General features: G+C 69.9%; 18 protein-coding genes. 14 read left to right on the top strand and 4 right to left on the bottom strand.

Translation table 11 applies throughout. From position 1 onward, the window contains the following. Positions 1-28: 28 nt before the first annotated feature. Both lysS and pyrH read right to left on the bottom strand, forming a co-directional pair. Entirely contained in the window at positions 29-1,702 is a 1,674-nt protein-coding gene (lysS, locus tag NDI65_RS18975) for a lysine--tRNA ligase (RefSeq protein ID WP_089776931.1), read from the bottom strand. A 1-nt stretch (position 1,703) separates the two neighbouring features. Next, positions 1,704-2,417, bottom strand: a complete 714-nt coding sequence (gene pyrH / locus NDI65_RS18970; protein ID WP_089776932.1) for a UMP kinase — start codon at positions 2,415-2,417, stop codon at positions 1,704-1,706. Positions 2,418-2,510: 93 nt separating this feature from the next. Here pyrH and NDI65_RS18965 point away from each other — a divergent pair, with 93 nt between their 5' ends. The 4 genes from NDI65_RS18965 to NDI65_RS18950 all read left to right on the top strand — a co-directional run bounded on the left by NDI65_RS18965 (position 2,511) and on the right by NDI65_RS18950 (position 5,786). Beyond that, positions 2,511-2,855, top strand: a complete 345-nt coding sequence (locus NDI65_RS18965) for a hypothetical protein (protein ID WP_089776933.1) — start codon at positions 2,511-2,513, stop codon at positions 2,853-2,855. Positions 2,856-2,879: 24 nt separating this feature from the next. Next, positions 2,880-3,665, top strand: a complete 786-nt coding sequence (locus tag NDI65_RS18960; protein WP_089776934.1) for a molybdopterin synthase — start codon at positions 2,880-2,882, stop codon at positions 3,663-3,665. 307 nt (positions 3,666-3,972) lie between these two features. Then, a complete protein-coding gene (locus NDI65_RS18955; RefSeq protein WP_049920675.1) occupies positions 3,973-4,218 on the top strand; it encodes a hypothetical protein in 246 nt (81 codons plus the stop codon). 428 nt (positions 4,219-4,646) lie between these two features. Next, the gene (locus NDI65_RS18950) at positions 4,647-5,786 is read left to right on the top strand and encodes a site-2 protease family protein (protein WP_089776935.1); all 1,140 of its coding nucleotides are present in this window, start codon (positions 4,647-4,649) and stop codon (positions 5,784-5,786) included. A gap of 40 nt (positions 5,787-5,826) precedes the next feature. On the opposite strand, the gene thiL is transcribed toward NDI65_RS18950, so the two are convergent. Next, complete coding sequence (gene thiL / locus NDI65_RS18945; RefSeq protein ID WP_089776936.1) at positions 5,827-6,714, bottom strand: thiamine-phosphate kinase; 888 nt, start codon at positions 6,712-6,714, stop codon at positions 5,827-5,829. A gap of 165 nt (positions 6,715-6,879) precedes the next feature. Here thiL and NDI65_RS18940 point away from each other — a divergent pair, with 165 nt between their 5' ends. The 10 genes from NDI65_RS18940 to NDI65_RS18895 all read left to right on the top strand — a co-directional run bounded on the left by NDI65_RS18940 (position 6,880) and on the right by NDI65_RS18895 (position 14,630). After that, complete coding sequence (locus tag NDI65_RS18940; RefSeq protein ID WP_089776937.1) at positions 6,880-7,908, top strand: lysylphosphatidylglycerol synthase transmembrane domain-containing protein; 1,029 nt, start codon at positions 6,880-6,882, stop codon at positions 7,906-7,908. Between the two features lie 114 nt (positions 7,909-8,022). Continuing rightward, on the top strand, positions 8,023-8,478 hold the full coding sequence (locus NDI65_RS18935; protein WP_089776938.1) for a 30S ribosomal protein S19e: 456 nt from the start codon (positions 8,023-8,025) through the stop codon (positions 8,476-8,478). 105 nt (positions 8,479-8,583) lie between these two features. Next, positions 8,584-8,946, top strand: coding sequence for a DNA-binding protein (locus NDI65_RS18930; RefSeq protein ID WP_089776939.1), 363 nt, complete (start codon positions 8,584-8,586; stop codon positions 8,944-8,946). Between the two features lie 3 nt (positions 8,947-8,949). Then, positions 8,950-9,540 (top strand): alpha hydrolase, encoded by a 591-nt coding sequence (locus NDI65_RS18925; RefSeq protein ID WP_089776940.1) that lies wholly within the window; start codon positions 8,950-8,952, stop codon positions 9,538-9,540. 91 nt (positions 9,541-9,631) lie between these two features. After that, positions 9,632-10,537, top strand: a complete 906-nt coding sequence (locus tag NDI65_RS18920) for a DMT family transporter (protein ID WP_089776941.1) — start codon at positions 9,632-9,634, stop codon at positions 10,535-10,537. A gap of 54 nt (positions 10,538-10,591) precedes the next feature. Further along, on the top strand, positions 10,592-11,887 hold the full coding sequence (gene hisS, locus NDI65_RS18915; protein WP_310894090.1) for a histidine--tRNA ligase: 1,296 nt from the start codon (positions 10,592-10,594) through the stop codon (positions 11,885-11,887). Positions 11,888-12,007: 120 nt separating this feature from the next. Continuing rightward, positions 12,008-12,475: a universal stress protein gene (locus tag NDI65_RS18910; RefSeq protein WP_004967495.1), complete on the top strand. Its 468-nt coding sequence runs from the start codon at positions 12,008-12,010 to the stop codon at positions 12,473-12,475. 110 nt (positions 12,476-12,585) lie between these two features. Continuing rightward, positions 12,586-13,437 (top strand): tRNA pseudouridine(38-40) synthase TruA, encoded by an 852-nt coding sequence (gene truA, locus NDI65_RS18905; protein ID WP_007276190.1) that lies wholly within the window; start codon positions 12,586-12,588, stop codon positions 13,435-13,437. Positions 13,438-13,524: 87 nt separating this feature from the next. After that, positions 13,525-14,172, top strand: coding sequence for an HAD family hydrolase (locus NDI65_RS18900; protein ID WP_089776945.1), 648 nt, complete (start codon positions 13,525-13,527; stop codon positions 14,170-14,172). 134 nt (positions 14,173-14,306) lie between these two features. After that, positions 14,307-14,630 (top strand): hypothetical protein, encoded by a 324-nt coding sequence (locus tag NDI65_RS18895; RefSeq protein WP_089776946.1) that lies wholly within the window; start codon positions 14,307-14,309, stop codon positions 14,628-14,630. Between the two features lie 6 nt (positions 14,631-14,636). Here the strand turns inward: NDI65_RS18895 and NDI65_RS18890 are convergent, their stop codons facing one another. Continuing rightward, positions 14,637-15,974 (bottom strand): M28 family metallopeptidase, encoded by a 1,338-nt coding sequence (locus NDI65_RS18890; RefSeq protein WP_310894089.1) that lies wholly within the window; start codon positions 15,972-15,974, stop codon positions 14,637-14,639. Positions 15,975-15,983 lie beyond the last annotated feature (9 nt).

Here is a 15,983-nt window from a genome sequence, read left to right as displayed (position 1 = left end):
GGTGAGGGTGGTGGCGAGGGACGAGGAGTCAGTCTTCGCGGCGGAGTCGCGCGACGACGAAGTCGCGCTCTAGCTCGCCGAGGAACTCGCCGAGTCGCGGTCCCTGTTCGGCGTCGAAAAACAGGCGGTAGCCGGCGGCGAAGAAGTCGCCCATCTCGATGCCGTGGCGGCGCGCGGTCTCGTAGATTTCGCCCTGAATCGCCTCGCCGTCGTGGTTCTCCTCGACAAAGTCCGCCAGTTCGTCGAGCGCGGCCTCGACCGCGGGGTCGAAGTCGAACGCGGGGAGGTCGACCTGCAGGCGGTAGTTGTACTGGTTGTCCATCTTCTCGGCCCAGCGGCGGGCGCGCTCGACCCGGCCGAGCGCCTCCTCGACCGCCTCGTCGGGCGTGTCCTCGTCGAAGAAGCCCTCGTTGCGGGCCATCTTGACGCGCAGGTCCTCGTCGTCGGTCATGCCGAGGACGGCCGCGAACGTGTACGGGAGCCGAACCCGGTCCTCGCGGACCTCGTCGACGACGAACGGGTAGGCGCGCTCGGCGAAGCGGGTCAGGCTCTCGTCGTCGACCTCGCCGAAGTAGGCGCGCTCGAAGCGGTCGAAGTCGTCAACGAGCTGGTCGAGCCGCGTGAGGTCGAGGTCGCGGGCCTTCCGCGGGTTGAGCGCGAAGAAGTACCGGAGCACCTCGGGTTCGAGCAGGTCGAGCATCTCCGCGACGGTGACGATGTTGCCGGCGGACGACGACAGCGCCTCGCCGTTGAGCGTGAACCACTCGTACACCATCGGCACCGGCGGCTCGATTCCGAGGACGTTCTCGGCGATGTCCTTGCCGGAGGGCCACGAGCCCTCGGCGTGGTCCTTGCCGAACGGCTCGAAGTCGACGCCGAGGACCTGCCACTGGCCGGGCCACTCGAAGCGCCACGGGAGCTTGCCCTCGCGGAACGTCGCGGTCCCCTCGTGGCCGCAGCCGTCGATGGTGTTGTCGCCGACGGTCATGTCGGTACAGACGTAGTCGACGGTGCCGGCGTCGAGGTCGATGTCCGTGACCGTCTCCGTGATTTTGCCGCACTCGGCGCAGACGGGGTTGAAGGGGACGTAGTCCTCGTCGACCTTCGACTGGTACTCGCCCAGCACCTCGCGCGCGGTGTCGGCGTGTTCGAGGACGTGTTCGACCACGGGGTCGAAGTCGCCGTTCTCGTACAGTTCGGTGTTGGAAATCATCTCCACCGGGACGCCGAGGCGGTCGGCGTCGGCCTTCAGGAGCGCCGCGAAGTGCGCCGCATAGGACTCGGTCTCGCCGAACGGGTCCGGAATCGACGTGTACGGCTTGCCGAGGTTGCGGCCGAGCGCGCCGGCGTCGACCTCGCCGAGGCCGACGATGTTGCCGTCGGCGTCCGCGAGCTTTCGCGGGAGCTTCCGGAGGGGGTCCTTGTCGTCGCTGGTGAACACCTGCCGGACCTCGTGGCCGCGCTCGCGGAGCACCTCGGCGACGAAGTAGCCGCGCATAATCTCGTTGAAGTTGCCGAGGTGAGCCACGCCGGACGGGGAGACGCCGCCCTTGATTACGACCGGCTCGTCGGGGTCGCGGGCCTCGATTTCGTCGGCGACCTCGTCGGCCCAGAAGCCGTGGTGATTGGCGTCCGCGTCGCCGTCGCCGTCGGTCGCGTCCGCGGCGGGAGCGTCGCCGCGAGAGGGGTCGTTCGTCGCCATCTCAGGGTGCCCAGTAGGTCGGTTCGTCGCCGCCCTCGGGGATGATGTCGGTGCCCGTGTGCTCGCCGCGGAGGACCGCCGGCGTGATGCGGTCGGGGTCCGTGCCGTCGAGGACGATGGTGCGCATCTTCGCGCGCTCGATGAGCTTCGCGGCGAGGAGGTCGACCGGGGCGGACGAGCCGGCGTTCATCTCGATGTCGCCGATGACGTCGACGAGCTCCGCGGCGGTCATCTCCTCGAACTTCGTCGCGTCGGGGTCGGATTTCGGGTCGGCGCTGAACACGCCGTCGACGCTGGTCGCGTAGACGAGCAGGTCGGCGTCGACGTACTCGGCGAGCGCGGCCGCGACGGCGTCCGTGGTCTGGCCGGGCATGACGCCGCCCATCACCGAGATGTCGCCGCGCCGGATGGCGTCGCCGGCGTCCTCGTAGTCGTGGGCGACCTTGGGGTCGACCTGCGAGCCGAGCGCCGCGATGAGCAGGCGGGCGTTGATTCTGGTCACGTCGATGCCGATCTGGTCGAGTTGAACCTCGTTCGCGCCGAGGTCACGGGCCGCGCCGATGTAGTCGCGGGCGACGCCGCCGCCGCCGACGACCGCACCGATTTCGCACCCGTCCCGCGCGAGCGTTTCGACGACGGAGGCGTGACCCTCCACGCGTCGAGCGTCGAGGTCCGGCGCGAGCACGCTTCCGCCGATGGAGATGACGACTCTCATTGCACACGGGTATCCGTGACCGCATCTTAAGGGTTATCAACTGCGAGACGCCCGTGTCGGGGGCTTTAAACCACTCTCGCGGCGACTACGAGTATGCGACTCGTCACCGTGGAGACGGTTACGCTCGTCGTCGTCGGGTGGGTGCTCGCTCTCGGCGCGATGCTCGTCCGCCACCGCCGCGGCGAGGTCGACCGCAGGACCGTCTTCAACTGGGCGCTGGTGGCCTGTTTTTCGGTCGGCTGGGCGCTCTGGCAGTTCGACACGTTGCCCGCGACGGCCGACACGTCCGTCGGCGCGGCGGCCCCGTGGCTGGCGACGCTCCTCGGCCTCGTCGGCGCGGCCGTCGCCGTCCACCTCTACCGAACCCGCCCGCGCCCCGAGGCGCGGGAATCGGAGCCGACACCCGAGTCCGACGAGGCCGGCACGGAGCAATCTTAAACCGGCGCGGGCCGTCCTTCGGGTATGCACGTCCTCGGAATCGTCGGCGCGGGCGCGACGGCGCTCTGCGACCGACTCGCCGCGCAGTTGGACGGCCGCGTCGCCACCGTGGAATCGCTCCCCGAGAGCGCGACCGAACCGGAATCGACAGACGGCGTCGCCGCCGCGTACGGTCTCTCGCCGGACGGTAACTGGGTCGGTACCGGCGACGACCGCGGCCTCGATAGCCTCCTCGACGACCTCTCGGCGGCGTACGACTACGCGCTCCTCTCGGGGTTCCCCGACGCGCGCGTCCCGACTCTCGCGCTCGCCGGAGCCGACGCCGCGAACGTCATCGCGGAGGCCGAAACGGCGGAATCGGCTGACGTGGCGTCGCTCGCCGCCGAAATCGACTCGCGCGAACCGCACGTCACGCTCGAAACGCTGGTCAAGCGCGCGAAGGCCGACCCGCTCGAAGTGTACGCCGGAGCGATTGCGACCTTCACCGGGCGGGTGCGCGCGAAGGAGTCCGAGGGCGACGACCCGACGCTCAGCCTCGAATTCGAGAAGTACGACGGGGTGGCGGAGTCGAAGATGGCCGCGATATCTGAGGAACTGGAGGAGCGCGACGGCGTTCTCCGCGTCCTCATGCACCACCGGGTGGGCGTCGTCGGCGACGGAGAAGACATCGTGTTCGTCGTCGTCCTCGCGGGACACCGCCGAGAGGCGTTCCGGACGGTCGAAGACGGCATCGACCGCCTGAAAGACGAGGTCCCGATATTCAAGAAGGAGACGACCACCGACGAGGAGTTCTGGGTCCACGACCGATGAGGCGGAGCGGATTATCCACGATACGCGGATAGTCGCGACGACGGGGGAATCGGCCGATATTGCGGCATCTATTTCCGCAAAATGAGGCGTCAGACGGGGTGAAACGGCGCGTATTCGACCCAATGTATTCAAGACATTATTTTTAGAAAGAATCCCTCAAAGACGGTTCTAAAAAATCTAAGACGGTCTCAAAGATTCCTAAAACGAACCCTTTTGGTCGATTCAGGCTGAAAGCGGCCGAACTAATTCTAACGGACCTTCCTTTATAACAGGTGATGGGTCGATAGGTGGAAGTGAGGTGTACCAGATGAGCGCAACAGTACCCCCCTCCACCGACAGTAGCTCCAAGGAAGACCGCCTCAAGCAGTACCTGCTCGACCGTGCGAAAGACGGCGAGATGTACTTCAAGAGCAAATTCATCGCCGACGACGTCGGCCTGTCTCCCAAGGAAATCGGCGCCCTGATGGTCAAGCTCCGCGACTCCGCGACGGAGCTGACCATCGAGAAGTGGTCGTACACGAGCGCGACCACGTGGCGCGTCGAGACCGCCTGAGAGCACGCACTGCCCGCCCCGACCGACGCCAGCGCCCAGACGACGCGCACCGCCCGGTCCCCGGACGAACTGACCCCGACCCCGACAGCCCGCGACCCCGCGGTAGCCCCGCCGAGCGCGCTCGGACCCCGCGCCGAGACTCGACTCGACCGCCCGCCGGCCGGCCCCGCTCGGCTCGTGACTCCGACGAGCCGGCCCCCCTCCTCGCGGCGCAGAGTGCCGAACTCCTCGCACCCCGCCGGAGCGGCCTCCACCACACACCCCCGGTGACGGCCCCCCGCCCGCGGCGACGCCCGCACGGTTTCGCAGCGCTTCGTTTTTCAGTGCGACGCAGACGCCCCGAGCGACCGCCTCCCGCGCCGCCGTCGCCGGGTCGGTTCGGAGTCCCGTCACGGGATTTATGCACGTCGCCCGCCTACTGCACGTCGATGGTACAGTCCGAATCGGCGGACGGACCGCCGGTGGAGGCGCTTCGCGCCGTCTTCGACGTTCACGAGGTGCGGTCAGACGGTCGCCGTCGAATCTACTACGGCGAGTCGCTCGTCCCCGAGCAGATGCTCGTCCGCGAAATCTGGCCGTCGTTCCGGGAGGCCGGCTACGACGTGCAGGTGCAGGTCGCGGAACTCGGGGAGACCGACGTGGTCGTCGTCGAACCCGCCTCGCAGGGCATCGAGGGAGTCCCGTGGAAGAACATCACGCTGTTCGCGCTGACGATTCTCTCGACGCTCTTCGTCGGCGCGTACGCGTGGTACTATATCCCGCTTTCCGACATCACCGCGAACCCGCTCGTGATGCTTCGGGCGTGGCCCTTCACCGCCGCCGTCCTCGGCGTCCTGTCGGTCCACGAACTCGGCCACTACGCGGTCGGCCGATACCACGGCGTCAACGTCTCGCTGCCCTACCTCATCCCGTTTATCTTCCCGTTCGGCACGCTCGGTGCCATCATCCGCATGCGCGGGCAGATGCCCGACCGGAAGACGCTGTTCGACATCGGCGTCGCCGGCCCGCTCGCCGGCCTCTGTGCGACGGTCGTCGTCACTATCATCGGCCTCTCGCTCGAACCGATGACCGTCCCGAGCGAGGTCCTCGGCCGGTCCGGGGACATGATCATCTTCAACAACCCGCCGCTCCTCGACGCCATCGCGACCGTGCTCGGTCGTCCAACGGAGTACGCCGACCCCCGGACCGTCGTCCACCCCGTCGTCATCGGCGGCTGGGTCGGGATGTTCTTCACGGTCCTCAACCTGCTCCCGGTCGGCCAACTCGACGGCGGCCACATGGTCCGGGCGATGCTCGGCGAGCGCCAGGAGTCGCTCGCGGCGGCCGTGCCGCTCGTCCTGTTCGGCATCGCCGGCTACCTCCACTACGTCCGCGGCCTCGGCCTCAACCAGTCCGTCGGCCTGTGGTTCTTCTGGGGCCTGATGTCGACGTTCATCGCCTACAACGGCCCGGCGAAACCGATAGACGAGACGCCGCTCGGAACGGGCCGGATGGCCGTCGGCCTCTTTACGTTCGCCCTCGGTGCGGCGTGCTTCCTCCTCGTGCCGATTCAGGTCATTCCGGGATAGCGCGCGGGCGGACTCGACACCGATACCGACCGAAAAACAGCTAGTCGCCGCCGTGGGTGTAGCCGCGGTCCGGAACGGCCTCGCCGTCGGCGACGACGGCCTCGGCGGGTTCCTCGACGACCTTCCCGACCACCGTGAGCGGTACGTCGGTCGCGTCGCGGGCGGCGTCGAGCGCCGGCTCGGGGAGCGTAAAGACGAGTTCGAAGTCCTCGCCGAAGAACGCCGCGAGGTCGCGTCTGTCGTCGGAATCGGTCGCCACCTCGGCGACGCCGTCGTGGACCGGCAGCGCGTCGAAATCGAGTTCGAACCCGCAGTCGCTGGCCTCCGCAAGTTGGTGGACCGACCGGGCGAGGCCGTCGCTCGAATCCATCATCGCCGTGGCAGACCCGCGGAGGGCGACGCCGGCGGCGACGCGGGGCGTGAACCGAAAGAGGTCGTTGGCGCGGTCTGTCTCGCCCGCCTCGAACAGGCGGACGGCGGCGGCGGAGCGGCCGAGTTCGCCCGTGACACAGAGCACGTCGCCCGGGGTCGCGCCAGAGCGGCGAACCGGGTCGTCGGTGCGGCCGATGGCCGTCGTCGCCGTGGTGAACTCCCGGTGGGTGTCGAGGTCGCCGCCGACGTACTCAGCGCCGACCGCCTCGCAGACGTCCCGCGCGCCCCGGACGAAATCGCCGAGTTCCGTCTCGTCGAGTTCGACGGCGGCGTAGGCGGCGACGGCGCAGGTCGCGCTCGCGCCCATCGCGGCCACGTCCGACAGCGACGCGCCGACGGCCCGCCAGCCGGCGGTGTAGCGGGTCGTCCCCGCGGGGAAATCCGTCGTCTCGTGGAGCATGTCGGTCGTGACGACAAGGTCGTCCACGACGGCGGCGTCGTCGCCGGCACCCGGAAGGTCGGCGGCGAGCAGTCTGAGAGCGGCGCGCTCGTCCATGTCTCGGACGTGTCGGGCGACGCGGAAATGTCCACCTATCCGCCGGTGAGCGGCGTCACAGGTTCGGACGACGAGGTGCGGAACGGCGACGGCGTCCGCGACGGACCTGTTTCTCGGCCGTCGAATCCGGTGACTTAATGCCCGTCGTAGACGCATCCCCAGCAAATGGCCCGCGAGAACATCCGCGCGACGGTGCTCGGTTTCGCAGCGGCGATCGTCGTCTTCGCCGTCCTGTTCTACTTCGCGGGCGTGGACGAGCTCATCGACCGGGTGACGATGGCCGATCCGGCCTATCTGGTCGCTATCCTCGCCATCACGCTCGTGTGGCTCATCGCGTGGGGGGCGTCGCTGAAGACCGTGCTCGGCGTGCTCGGCGTGGACATCTCGGCCGTCCGCTCGTTTCTCATCTTCACGGGCGCGACGTTCTCGAACAACATCACCCCGTTCGGACAGGCGGGCGGCGAGCCTGTGACGGCGCTTCTCATCTCTCGGAGCGCCGACACCGAGTACGAGACCGGGTTGGCGGCCATCGCCAGCGTCGACACCCTCAACTTCGTCCCCTCTATCACCATCGCGCTCATCGGGGCGGGCTACTACGCCACGGAGGTGACGCTCGGCCGCAACCTCGAAATCGCGCTCGTCGCCGTGGTCGGCCTCGCCGTCGGCGTGCCGGCGGCCGTCTACGTCGCGTGGAAGCGCCGCTACGACCTCGAACACCGGCTCATCGGCGTCCTGACGCCGGTCATCCGAACCGTCTCGCGGTACGTCCCGCGGATGTCGGTCCCCACGAACGACGGTATCGAGCGCCGCATCAACGGCTTTTTCCGCTCTATCGAGCGCGTCGGGCGAAACCCGCGGGGACTGGCGGTCGCGCTCGGCCTGTCGGGGGTCGGGTGGTTCTGCCAGATGGTCGCGCTCTGGGTGGCGTTCCACGCCATCGGCGCGCCCATCGCCTTCTCCATCGCGCTGTTCGTCGTCCCCATCGGGGCCATCGCCGGCGTGACGCCGCTTCCCGGCGGCGCGGGCGGCATCGAGTGGACGCTCGCCATCCTCGTCGCCGCCGCGAGCCCCGCCGTCTCGTTCGACGTGGCGACCGCGGGCGTCGTCGTCTTCCGCGGGTTCATCTACTGGGTGCCCGTCGTCCTCGGCGGCCTCGTGATGAGCACGGAGAGCGCGCGCGGGTGGCGGTCCTGACGGCGCGATACGGGCTGTCACCCCGGCGCACGCCGGGCGGGGCGCAGGAGCCTCCAACCGCCCGTATCGGGCGAATACGATGCCTTTAAACGCCGCGATTATGAACCAATAGCCATGGTAACCATCTATGACGTCCCGGCGGACGCCCTCATCGAGGAGGTCGCCGGACGACTCGAGGACCGTATCGAGCAACCCGACTGGATGGCCTTCGCGAAGAGCGGCCAGACCCGCGAGCTCCCGCCCCAGCAGGACGACTTCTGGTACGTCCGCGGCGCGAGCCTGCTCCGCAAGGTCGCCATGAACGGCCCCGTCGGCGTCGACCGCCTCTCGACCGAGTACGGCGGCCTCAAGCGCGGCACCAACCGCTACAGCGTCTCCGGTGCGCACAGCGACGCCGGCAGCAAGAACATCATCCGCACGCTCCTCCAGCAGCTCGAAGAGGAGGGCCTCGTCGAGACCGCCAAGGGAGAGGGTCGCCGCATCACCGCCGAGGGGACGAGCTTCCTCGACAACGCCGCGTCCGACGTGCTCTCCGACCTCGACCGTCCGGAACTCGAACGCTACGCGTAGAGCCGCCGACACACACCGAGAGTTCTTCTTCGACGGCGGATTCCCCGAGAGCCGTCTGTATGCGGGTCCGTAATGGTTTTCAGACATCGGACCGTGCGCTAGGGTATGAGTGGCAGTCCCGACGATGAGCGACTGGAGGAGCTTCGAAAGAAGAAGATGCAGGAACTCCAGGAACAGCGGGGCGGCGGACAGGGTTCCGCGGAGCAACAGCAGGCCGAGGAGGCCGCCCAACAGCGCGCCGAACAGCAGAAGCAGGCGCTTCTCAAACAGCATCTGACCGACGAGGCCCGCCAACGGCTCAACGCGGTGCAGATGTCCAAGCCGGAGTTCGCAGAGCAGGCCGAGCGGCAAATCGTCGCCCTCGCCCAGAGCGGGCGCATTCAGGGCCGCATCGACGACGACAAGATGAAGGCGCTCCTGAAGGAGCTGCAGCCCGAGTCGAAGAGCTTCAACATCCGCCGCCGGTAACACGTGGAACTCGCGCTCCTCTACAGCGGCGGCAAGGACTCCTCGCTGGCCGCACTGCTTCTCGACGCCTTCTACGACGTGACGCTCGTGACCGTCCACTTCGGGGTCACGGAAGACTGGACGCACGCCCGCGACGCGGCGGCCGAACTCGGCTACGCCTTCGAGACGCTGGAACTCGACCGCGAGGTCGCGGCGGCGGCGACCGCCCGCATGGTCGAAGACGGTTACCCCCGCGGCGGCATCCAACACGTCCACGAACACGCGCTCGAAGCGGTCTGCGGCCTCGATTTCGACGCCGTCGCCGACGGCACCCGCCGCGACGACCGCGTCCCCTCTATCTCGCGGGCGCAGGCCCAGAGCCTCGAAGACCGCCACGGCGTCGACTACCTCTCGCCGCTTTCGGGGTTCGGCCGCGGCGCGGTCGACCGCCTCGTGGCGTCGCATCTCGACGTCGAAACCGGGCCCTCCGAGGAGATTCCGAAGGCCGACTACGAGGGCGAACTCCGCCACCTCATCGCCGCCGAACACGGGCGGGCGGCGGTCGACGAGGTGTTCCCGGACCACGTCCAGAGCTACGTCCACGGCCGGCGCTGAGGGCGGCCCCCGCGCTCGGCCGCCGGCCCGACCGCCCGTTCCCCCGGCTCGTACCGCGTCGTTTTTCACCCCGCCGCGCGCCGGGTGAGTCATGGACCCCGGCATCGCCTACTCCGTTCTCGCCGCGTTCGTCTGGGGCATCTACATCTTCGCCCTGAAGCGGTACTTCCCGGGCTACTCCGGGGCGGTTCTCACGGTCGTCGTCAACGCCTTCGCCGTCGTCCTGTACCTCCCGGTCACGGCGGTGACGTACGACCCGGATGCGGTCCCCTCGCTCGCCGAACTCGGCGCGACGGGCGTGGGAATCGTCGCCGGCACGGCCGCGCTCGTCGGCGTCGCGCTCATCCTGTTCGTCGACGCCCTCGACGCCGGCGACGTCTCCTACGTCGCGCCCATCAACAAGCTCGTCCCGGTGTTCGTCCTCCCCATCGAAATCCTGTTTCTGAACCAGTTCCTGACGGGGATGCAGGTCCTCGGCGTCGCGGTCGCCACCGTCGCCGTCTACGTCGCGAACTACGAGGGCGGGGCGTTCCTCGACCCGCTTCGGCGCGCGGTCCGGTCGCGGCCCGCCCAACTCGCGCTCGCCAGTGCGGCCTGTTACGCCGTCAGCGACGTGGGAAAGCGCGTGGCGCTCCAGGAACTCGGCATCCCGACGAGCGTGTTCGTCCCGGTGCTTTTCGTCGGCGCGGCGCTCGCCGTCCTCCCGGTCGCGGTCCGCGACTGGCCGGGGGTCCGCGGCGACCTCCCGAAGTTCGCCGCGGCGGGCGCGCTCGTCGCCGTCGGCGAACACGTCACGTCGACCGCCTTCGGACTGGTGCCGGCGAGCATCGCCTCGCCCATCGTCAACATGCAGGCCATCGTCGCCGTCGTCCTCGGCGGGGTCGTCCTCCGGGAGGCCCGGTTCGGCACGCGCCTCGCCGCCGCCGTGCTCGCGGTCGTCGGCGTCTCGCTCATCGCGCTCGGCGACGTGGCGGCGCTCCGCGCCCTCGTCGGGTAGCCGCCCTCGCCCCGAACAACAGGTTTCAAGCGCGACCTTCGCCAACCAACGCGCATGTACGACCGACTCAAGGGATTTCGTGACTTCTACCCCGGCGAGATGTCGGCCCGGCGCGAGGTCGTCGACACCGTCGAGACCGCCGCCGCCCGCTACGGCTTCCGCGAAATCGGAACGCCCCACCTCGAACGGACCCAGATGTACGTCGACAAGTCCGGCGAGGAAATCGTCGAGGAGCTGTACGCCTTCGAGGACAAGGGCGGCCGCGAGGTCGCGCTCACGCCCGAACTGACGCCGACGGTCGCCCGGATGGTCGTCGCCAAGCAGCAGGCGCTGTCGAAGCCCATCAAGTGGGTCTCGACCCGGCCCTTCTGGCGCTACGAGCAGGTCCAGCAGGGTCGCTTCCGCGAGTTCTACCAGACCAACGCCGACATCTTCGGCTCCTCGGAGCCGGAGGCCGACGCCGAGATTCTGGCCTTCTGCGCCGACGCGCTGACCGACCTCGGTCTCACGGGCGACGACTTCGAGTTCCGCGTCTCCCACCGCGACATCCTCGGCGGCCTGCTCCGGTCGTTCGACGCCGACGTGGACGTCGCCGACGCGGTCCGCGCCGTCGACAAGTCCGAGAAGGTCGAACGCGAGGAGTACCTCGGCCTGCTTTCGGACGCCGGCCTCTCGTACGACCAGGCCGGCGAGTTCGCCGACCTCATCGAGCGCGGCGATCTCGACGAAATCGCCGAGTTCGGCGGCGACGACGTCGCGGCCGCGGTCGAGAACCTCCGGAACGTCCTCGCCGCCGCCGACGACTTCGGCGCGGGCGAGTTCTGCGAGGTGTCGTTGACGACCGCCCGCGGGCTGGACTACTACACCGGCGTCGTCTTCGAGTGCTTCGACTCCACGGGCGACGTGTCGCGGGCGACGTTCGGCGGCGGCCGCTACGACGACCTCATCGAGTCGTTCGGCGGCCAGCCCACCCCCGCCGTCGGCGTCGGCATCGGCAACGCGACGCTCCAACTGCTCTGTCAGCGCGCCGGCGTCTGGCCCGAGGAGGAGCTGGCGACCGACTACTACCTCCTCACCGTCGGCGACACCCGCGGCGTCGCCTCAGATATCGCCCGCGACCTCCGCGCGGCGGGCAACGTCGTCGAGGTCGACGTGTCCGACCGGAGCTTCGGCGCGCAGATGTCCTACGCCGACTCCGTCAACGCCGACACGGTCGTCATCGTCGGCGAGCGCGACCTCGAAAACGGCGAGGTGACGGTCAAGGACATGGCGAGCGGCGACCAGACCACCGTCCCCGTCGACGACTTCCCCGGCGAGCGCGACGCGCCGACCTACGAGGACTACGAGTAGGCCGACTCGCGGGCCACGCCGGCAGACTCGACCCTCGCGCCGGCCGACTCGCGCCGCGATTCCCGCGGCCCGATACCGGCGCGCGCCCTTTTGTCCCCGCCCGTCGTACAGGCGAGTGACATGTACGACAGGATTCTCGTCCCGCTGGACGGTAGCGGCCCCGCCGACGAGGCGCTCGACCGCGCTCTCGACCTCGCCGCGACGACGGACGCGACGCTCTACGCCCTCTACGTCGTCGACGAGCGCGCCCTCCACGCGACCCAACTCGACGCCGGCGGCCTCGTCCGCGCCTACGAGGCGGAAGGCGAGCGCATCGTCTCCGAGGCCGTCGAGGCGGCCGAGGCGGACGGCATCGAGGTCGTCACGGCCGTCGAACACGGCTCGCCGCACCGGGCGATTCTCCGGTACGCCGACGAGGTCGACGCCGACCTCATCGTGATGGGGACCCACGGCCGCCGGGGAATCGAGCGCTACCTGCTCGGGAGCGTCACCGAGCGCGTGCTCCGGCTGGCCGACGTGCCGGTGCTCTCCGTCCGAAGCGAGGACTCGCCGGTCGAAGACGAGCAGTCGCTGGACGCGGACGCGTAGTCGCGGGGCGACGGCGTGGCGTCGCAAGCCGACGGCGCGTAGTCACGGGGCGACCGGAGCCGCCGAACCGGGTGGCGTCGGTTAAGTAGTCCGCCGGAAAATCACCCGGCATGCGCGCTTTCCGCGTCGCCTACGACGGACGCCCGTACCACGGGTTCCAGCGACAGCCGGACGTGCCGACCGTCGAGGACGCCCTCTTCGACGCCTGCCGCGCGCTCGGCGTCTGCGACGACGACGAGGAACCGACCGACTACGCCGCCGCCGGGCGGACCGACGCGGGCGTCTCCGCGCTCGCCCAGACCGTCGCCTTCGACTGCCCCGACTGGTGTACGCCGCGGGCGCTGAACTCGGAGCTTCCGGGGACGGTGCGGGCGTGGGCCGCCGCCGACGCGCCCGACGACTTCCACGCCCGGCACCGGCCGACCCGCCGCGAGTACGTCTACGACCTCCACGTCCCGAGCGACGGCTTCGACGACGACCGGGCGAGCGCCGCCTTCGACGCCTGCCGCGGCGAACACGACTTCCACAACCTCACGCCCGACGACCACAGGACGGTCCGTGCCATCGACGGCGACCTGACCCGCGACGGCGACTTCCTCCTCGTGCGCGTCGAGGCCGGCGGCTTCGCCCGCGAACTCGTCCGCCGACTCGTCTCGCTCGTCCGCGCCGTCGGGTCGGGCGCGGCCCCGCCGTCGAAGGTGGACGACGTGCTCGGTCCCGACCACCTCGACGGCCCCGAGGGCGTCCCGCCCGCGCCGCCGACACCCCTGCTCCTCACGGCGGTCGACTACCCGGGAGTCGAGTTCGACGTGGACTCGATGGCCGCCGAGAGCGCCGCCGCGGCCTTCGGCGAGCAGGCCCTCGCGGACCGCATCGGTTGGCGCGTCGGCTCGCGCATCCGCGACGGCGTCCGGCGAGAGGCGGGCGACCGCACCGTCGGCGGCGGCGAAGACCGCAGTTGACGGACGCGCGAGGAGTCAATAGCCCTCCGGAGCGGTCGGGGTCGCACATAGCAACGTTATCGTGACTCGGGCGCGAACCGTTCGACCATGTGCTACGACGCTGTCATCTTCGACAACGACGGCGTGCTGACGAAGCCGACGCTCCTCGAAGTCCAGCGGGAGGCGGTCAGACGGGCGTTCGCCGAGTTCGACGTCGAGCCGACGACCGAGACGGTCGACGGGGTCATCAACGGCGGCCTCACGCGCCTGCGCCGCATCTGTTCTGTCCACGACGTGCCGGTCGACGAGTTCTGGTCGCGCCACGAGACCCACGCCGCGGCGACCCAGCGGACGTGTCTCGAAGACGGGACGAAACCGCTGTACGACGACGTGACCGCCCTCGACGACATCGACCACCCGCTGGCGGTCGTGAGCAACAACCAGCACGCGACCATCGAGCACATCCTCGACGTGTTCGACATCGGCGACCGCTTCGAGGTGGCCTACGGCCGCGACCCGACCGTCGAGGGCGCGCGGGTGAAGAAGCCGGACCCGCACTACATCGAGCGCGCGATGGGCGAACTCGGCGTCGACTCGGCGCTCTACGTCGGCGACAGCAACGTCGACGTGGTCGCGGCCGACCGCGCCGGCATCGACTCGGCGTTCATCCGCCGGCCGCACCGCGACGGCTACCAGTTGGCCGCCGAGCCGACCTACGAACTCGACTCGCTTGACGAACTGCTCGCGGTGTGCTGAGCGCGGGAAGGCGACCTCCGGCCGCCACGGAGCCGCGCCGTGTTCCCACTGCGACCCCGCGCCGCGTGCCCGCCGCTCCCCCGTCCCACGTATCGACCAGTAGACACATCACGCGGCTCGCCGTCTGCTCTCGCATGGACCGGTCCACCGCGTGGGACGCCACCCTCCGCATCGTCTTCGGCCTGTTTATCATCGGCGTCGGCAACGCTGTCGGCGGCTTCCTCGCCAGCCTGACGGGTATCGCCGGCCTCGCGCTCTACCTCCTCATGGCCGTGCCGGCGTTCGTCTACGGGATGTTCTACGTCGTCATCGGGGCCGGGATGGTCGTCGAGGCCGCGACCGAGAGCGCGCTGTCGAAGGCGAATCTGACGGTCGAAGTCGCAGACGGCGAGGCAAACGGGCGCGATGACTCGGACGGCGACCGCGGCGGCGACGCCGACCCCGCCGCGCGCGACTGACCGGCGCTACTCCCAGCCGTCGGGCCAGATGCCCGCGGCCTTCATCCCCGTCTCGAAGTCGGCGTCGCGGAACGCCGCGGCGAGTTCGTCGTCGCCGAGTCGCGGAATCCCCCCGTCGGCGGCCGCCGCCGCGAGTTCGCGGACGACGAGCGCGGCGAGCATCCCGTGTTCGCGGACGTTTCTGTCGTCGACCTTGTCGCGGGTGTCGGCGTGGGTGTGGCCCCAGCCGCGGCCGCGCTCGCCGCTTTCGCTCCGGAGTTGGAGCGCCGGGACGCCGGCGCGGACGAACGGCCACTGGTCGCTGAACGGGTGCGGCTCGGGCTCGATTTCGACCGGGTGGCGCGTCTGGTTGCCGACCCGCGTGGCCACCTCGGCGGTCGCCTCCGAGGTGTGGCTGTGGGCGACGAGGTCGCGGAACCGACCCGCGCCGTCGACGTTGACGACGGCGGCGACGCGGTCGAGGTCGAGGCGGTCTGCGAGGTGTTCGGAGCCGGTCAGACCCAGTTCCTCGGCTCCGACGCCGACGACGCGCACGCCGAGGTCGAGGTCCATCTCGGCGAGCAGTCGCGCCGCGGTGACGACGACCGCGATGCCGCAGCCGTTGTCGAGCGCGCCCTCGGCGATGTCGTGGGCGTCGAAGTGGGCACACAGGAGGAGTTCGCGGTCTGTGTCGGGGCCGACGCGACCCTCGACGTTCCGGCTCTCGCCGGGCGTCGTCTCGGCGTCGACCGCGAGGGTCGCCTTCCCGCCGCGGGCCGCGTAGTCGGTCAGCCACGACCCGGTTTCGGCGCTCACGCCGACCGCGGGGGCGGCGGCCTCCTCGTCGTAGCGGAGCGCCCCGGTCGGCGGGAGTTGCCCGGGGACGTGGTTGACGAAGACGAAGCCGACCGCGCCGGAGTCGATTGCGTAGTTGAACTTCTCCATCCGGTGGACGAAGCGGCCGCCTGCGGGCGTCGTCGTGCTGGCGACGGCGAGCGCGCCGTCCACGTCGGCGGCGTCGATTTCGCTCGGCGTGCCGTAGCCGACGTCGACCAGCGGGCCGGCGACGGTCGCCGGCGGAGCGTACGGGAGCGCGACGGCCTCGAAGCGCCGCTCGTCGGGCGCGGTGAGGTCGAGCGTCGTGTCGCCGCGGGTCCAGCGGGCCATCTCGAAGGGGTCGAACTCGACGCGCCCGACGCCCGCGTCGGCGAGGGCGTCGGCGACGAGCGCGCTCGCGCGGCGGTCGCCCGCCCCGCCGGCCATCCGGTCGCCGATGGCGGTCAGGTCGGTGAGGAACGCCCACGGGCGGTCGTCGACCCACGTCCGGGCGAACGCTTCGCGGACCGCGGGAGAGAGGTCGTCCATAGCACCCCC

It is taken from the genome of Haloferax sp. S2CR25 (genome assembly GCF_031624535.1).
Classification (GTDB): Archaea; Halobacteriota; Halobacteria; order Halobacteriales; family Haloferacaceae; genus Haloferax; species Haloferax massiliensis.
The sequence above is the reverse complement of the archived record's forward strand: the minus strand, read 5'-3'. Positions and strand labels throughout refer to the sequence as shown.

Bases quoted from the DNA above. Each gene is read 5' to 3' on its own strand.
- pyrH (WP_089776932.1), bottom strand. From the start codon at position 2,417: ATGAGAGTCGTCATCTCCATCGGCGGAAGCGTGCTCGCGCCGGACCTC.
- thiL (WP_089776936.1), bottom strand. From the start codon at position 6,714: ATGGACGAGCGCGCCGCTCTCAGACTGCTCGCCGCCGACCTTCCGGGT.
- NDI65_RS18935 (WP_089776938.1), top strand. From the start codon at position 8,023: ATGGTAACCATCTATGACGTCCCGGCGGACGCCCTCATCGAGGAGGTC.
- NDI65_RS18955 (WP_049920675.1), top strand. From the start codon at position 3,973: ATGAGCGCAACAGTACCCCCCTCCACCGACAGTAGCTCCAAGGAAGAC.
- NDI65_RS18950 (WP_089776935.1), top strand. From the start codon at position 4,647: ATGGTACAGTCCGAATCGGCGGACGGACCGCCGGTGGAGGCGCTTCGC.
- truA (WP_007276190.1), top strand. From the start codon at position 12,586: ATGCGCGCTTTCCGCGTCGCCTACGACGGACGCCCGTACCACGGGTTC.
- NDI65_RS18890 (WP_310894089.1), bottom strand. From the start codon at position 15,974: ATGGACGACCTCTCTCCCGCGGTCCGCGAAGCGTTCGCCCGGACGTGG.
- NDI65_RS18930 (WP_089776939.1), top strand. From the start codon at position 8,584: ATGAGTGGCAGTCCCGACGATGAGCGACTGGAGGAGCTTCGAAAGAAG.
- lysS (WP_089776931.1), bottom strand. From the start codon at position 1,702: ATGGCGACGAACGACCCCTCTCGCGGCGACGCTCCCGCCGCGGACGCG.
- NDI65_RS18895 (WP_089776946.1), top strand. From the start codon at position 14,307: ATGGACCGGTCCACCGCGTGGGACGCCACCCTCCGCATCGTCTTCGGC.
- hisS (WP_310894090.1), top strand. From the start codon at position 10,592: ATGTACGACCGACTCAAGGGATTTCGTGACTTCTACCCCGGCGAGATG.
- NDI65_RS18960 (WP_089776934.1), top strand. From the start codon at position 2,880: ATGCACGTCCTCGGAATCGTCGGCGCGGGCGCGACGGCGCTCTGCGAC.
- NDI65_RS18910 (WP_004967495.1), top strand. From the start codon at position 12,008: ATGTACGACAGGATTCTCGTCCCGCTGGACGGTAGCGGCCCCGCCGAC.
- NDI65_RS18940 (WP_089776937.1), top strand. From the start codon at position 6,880: ATGGCCCGCGAGAACATCCGCGCGACGGTGCTCGGTTTCGCAGCGGCG.
- NDI65_RS18920 (WP_089776941.1), top strand. From the start codon at position 9,632: ATGGACCCCGGCATCGCCTACTCCGTTCTCGCCGCGTTCGTCTGGGGC.
- NDI65_RS18965 (WP_089776933.1), top strand. From the start codon at position 2,511: ATGCGACTCGTCACCGTGGAGACGGTTACGCTCGTCGTCGTCGGGTGG.
- NDI65_RS18900 (WP_089776945.1), top strand. From the start codon at position 13,525: ATGTGCTACGACGCTGTCATCTTCGACAACGACGGCGTGCTGACGAAG.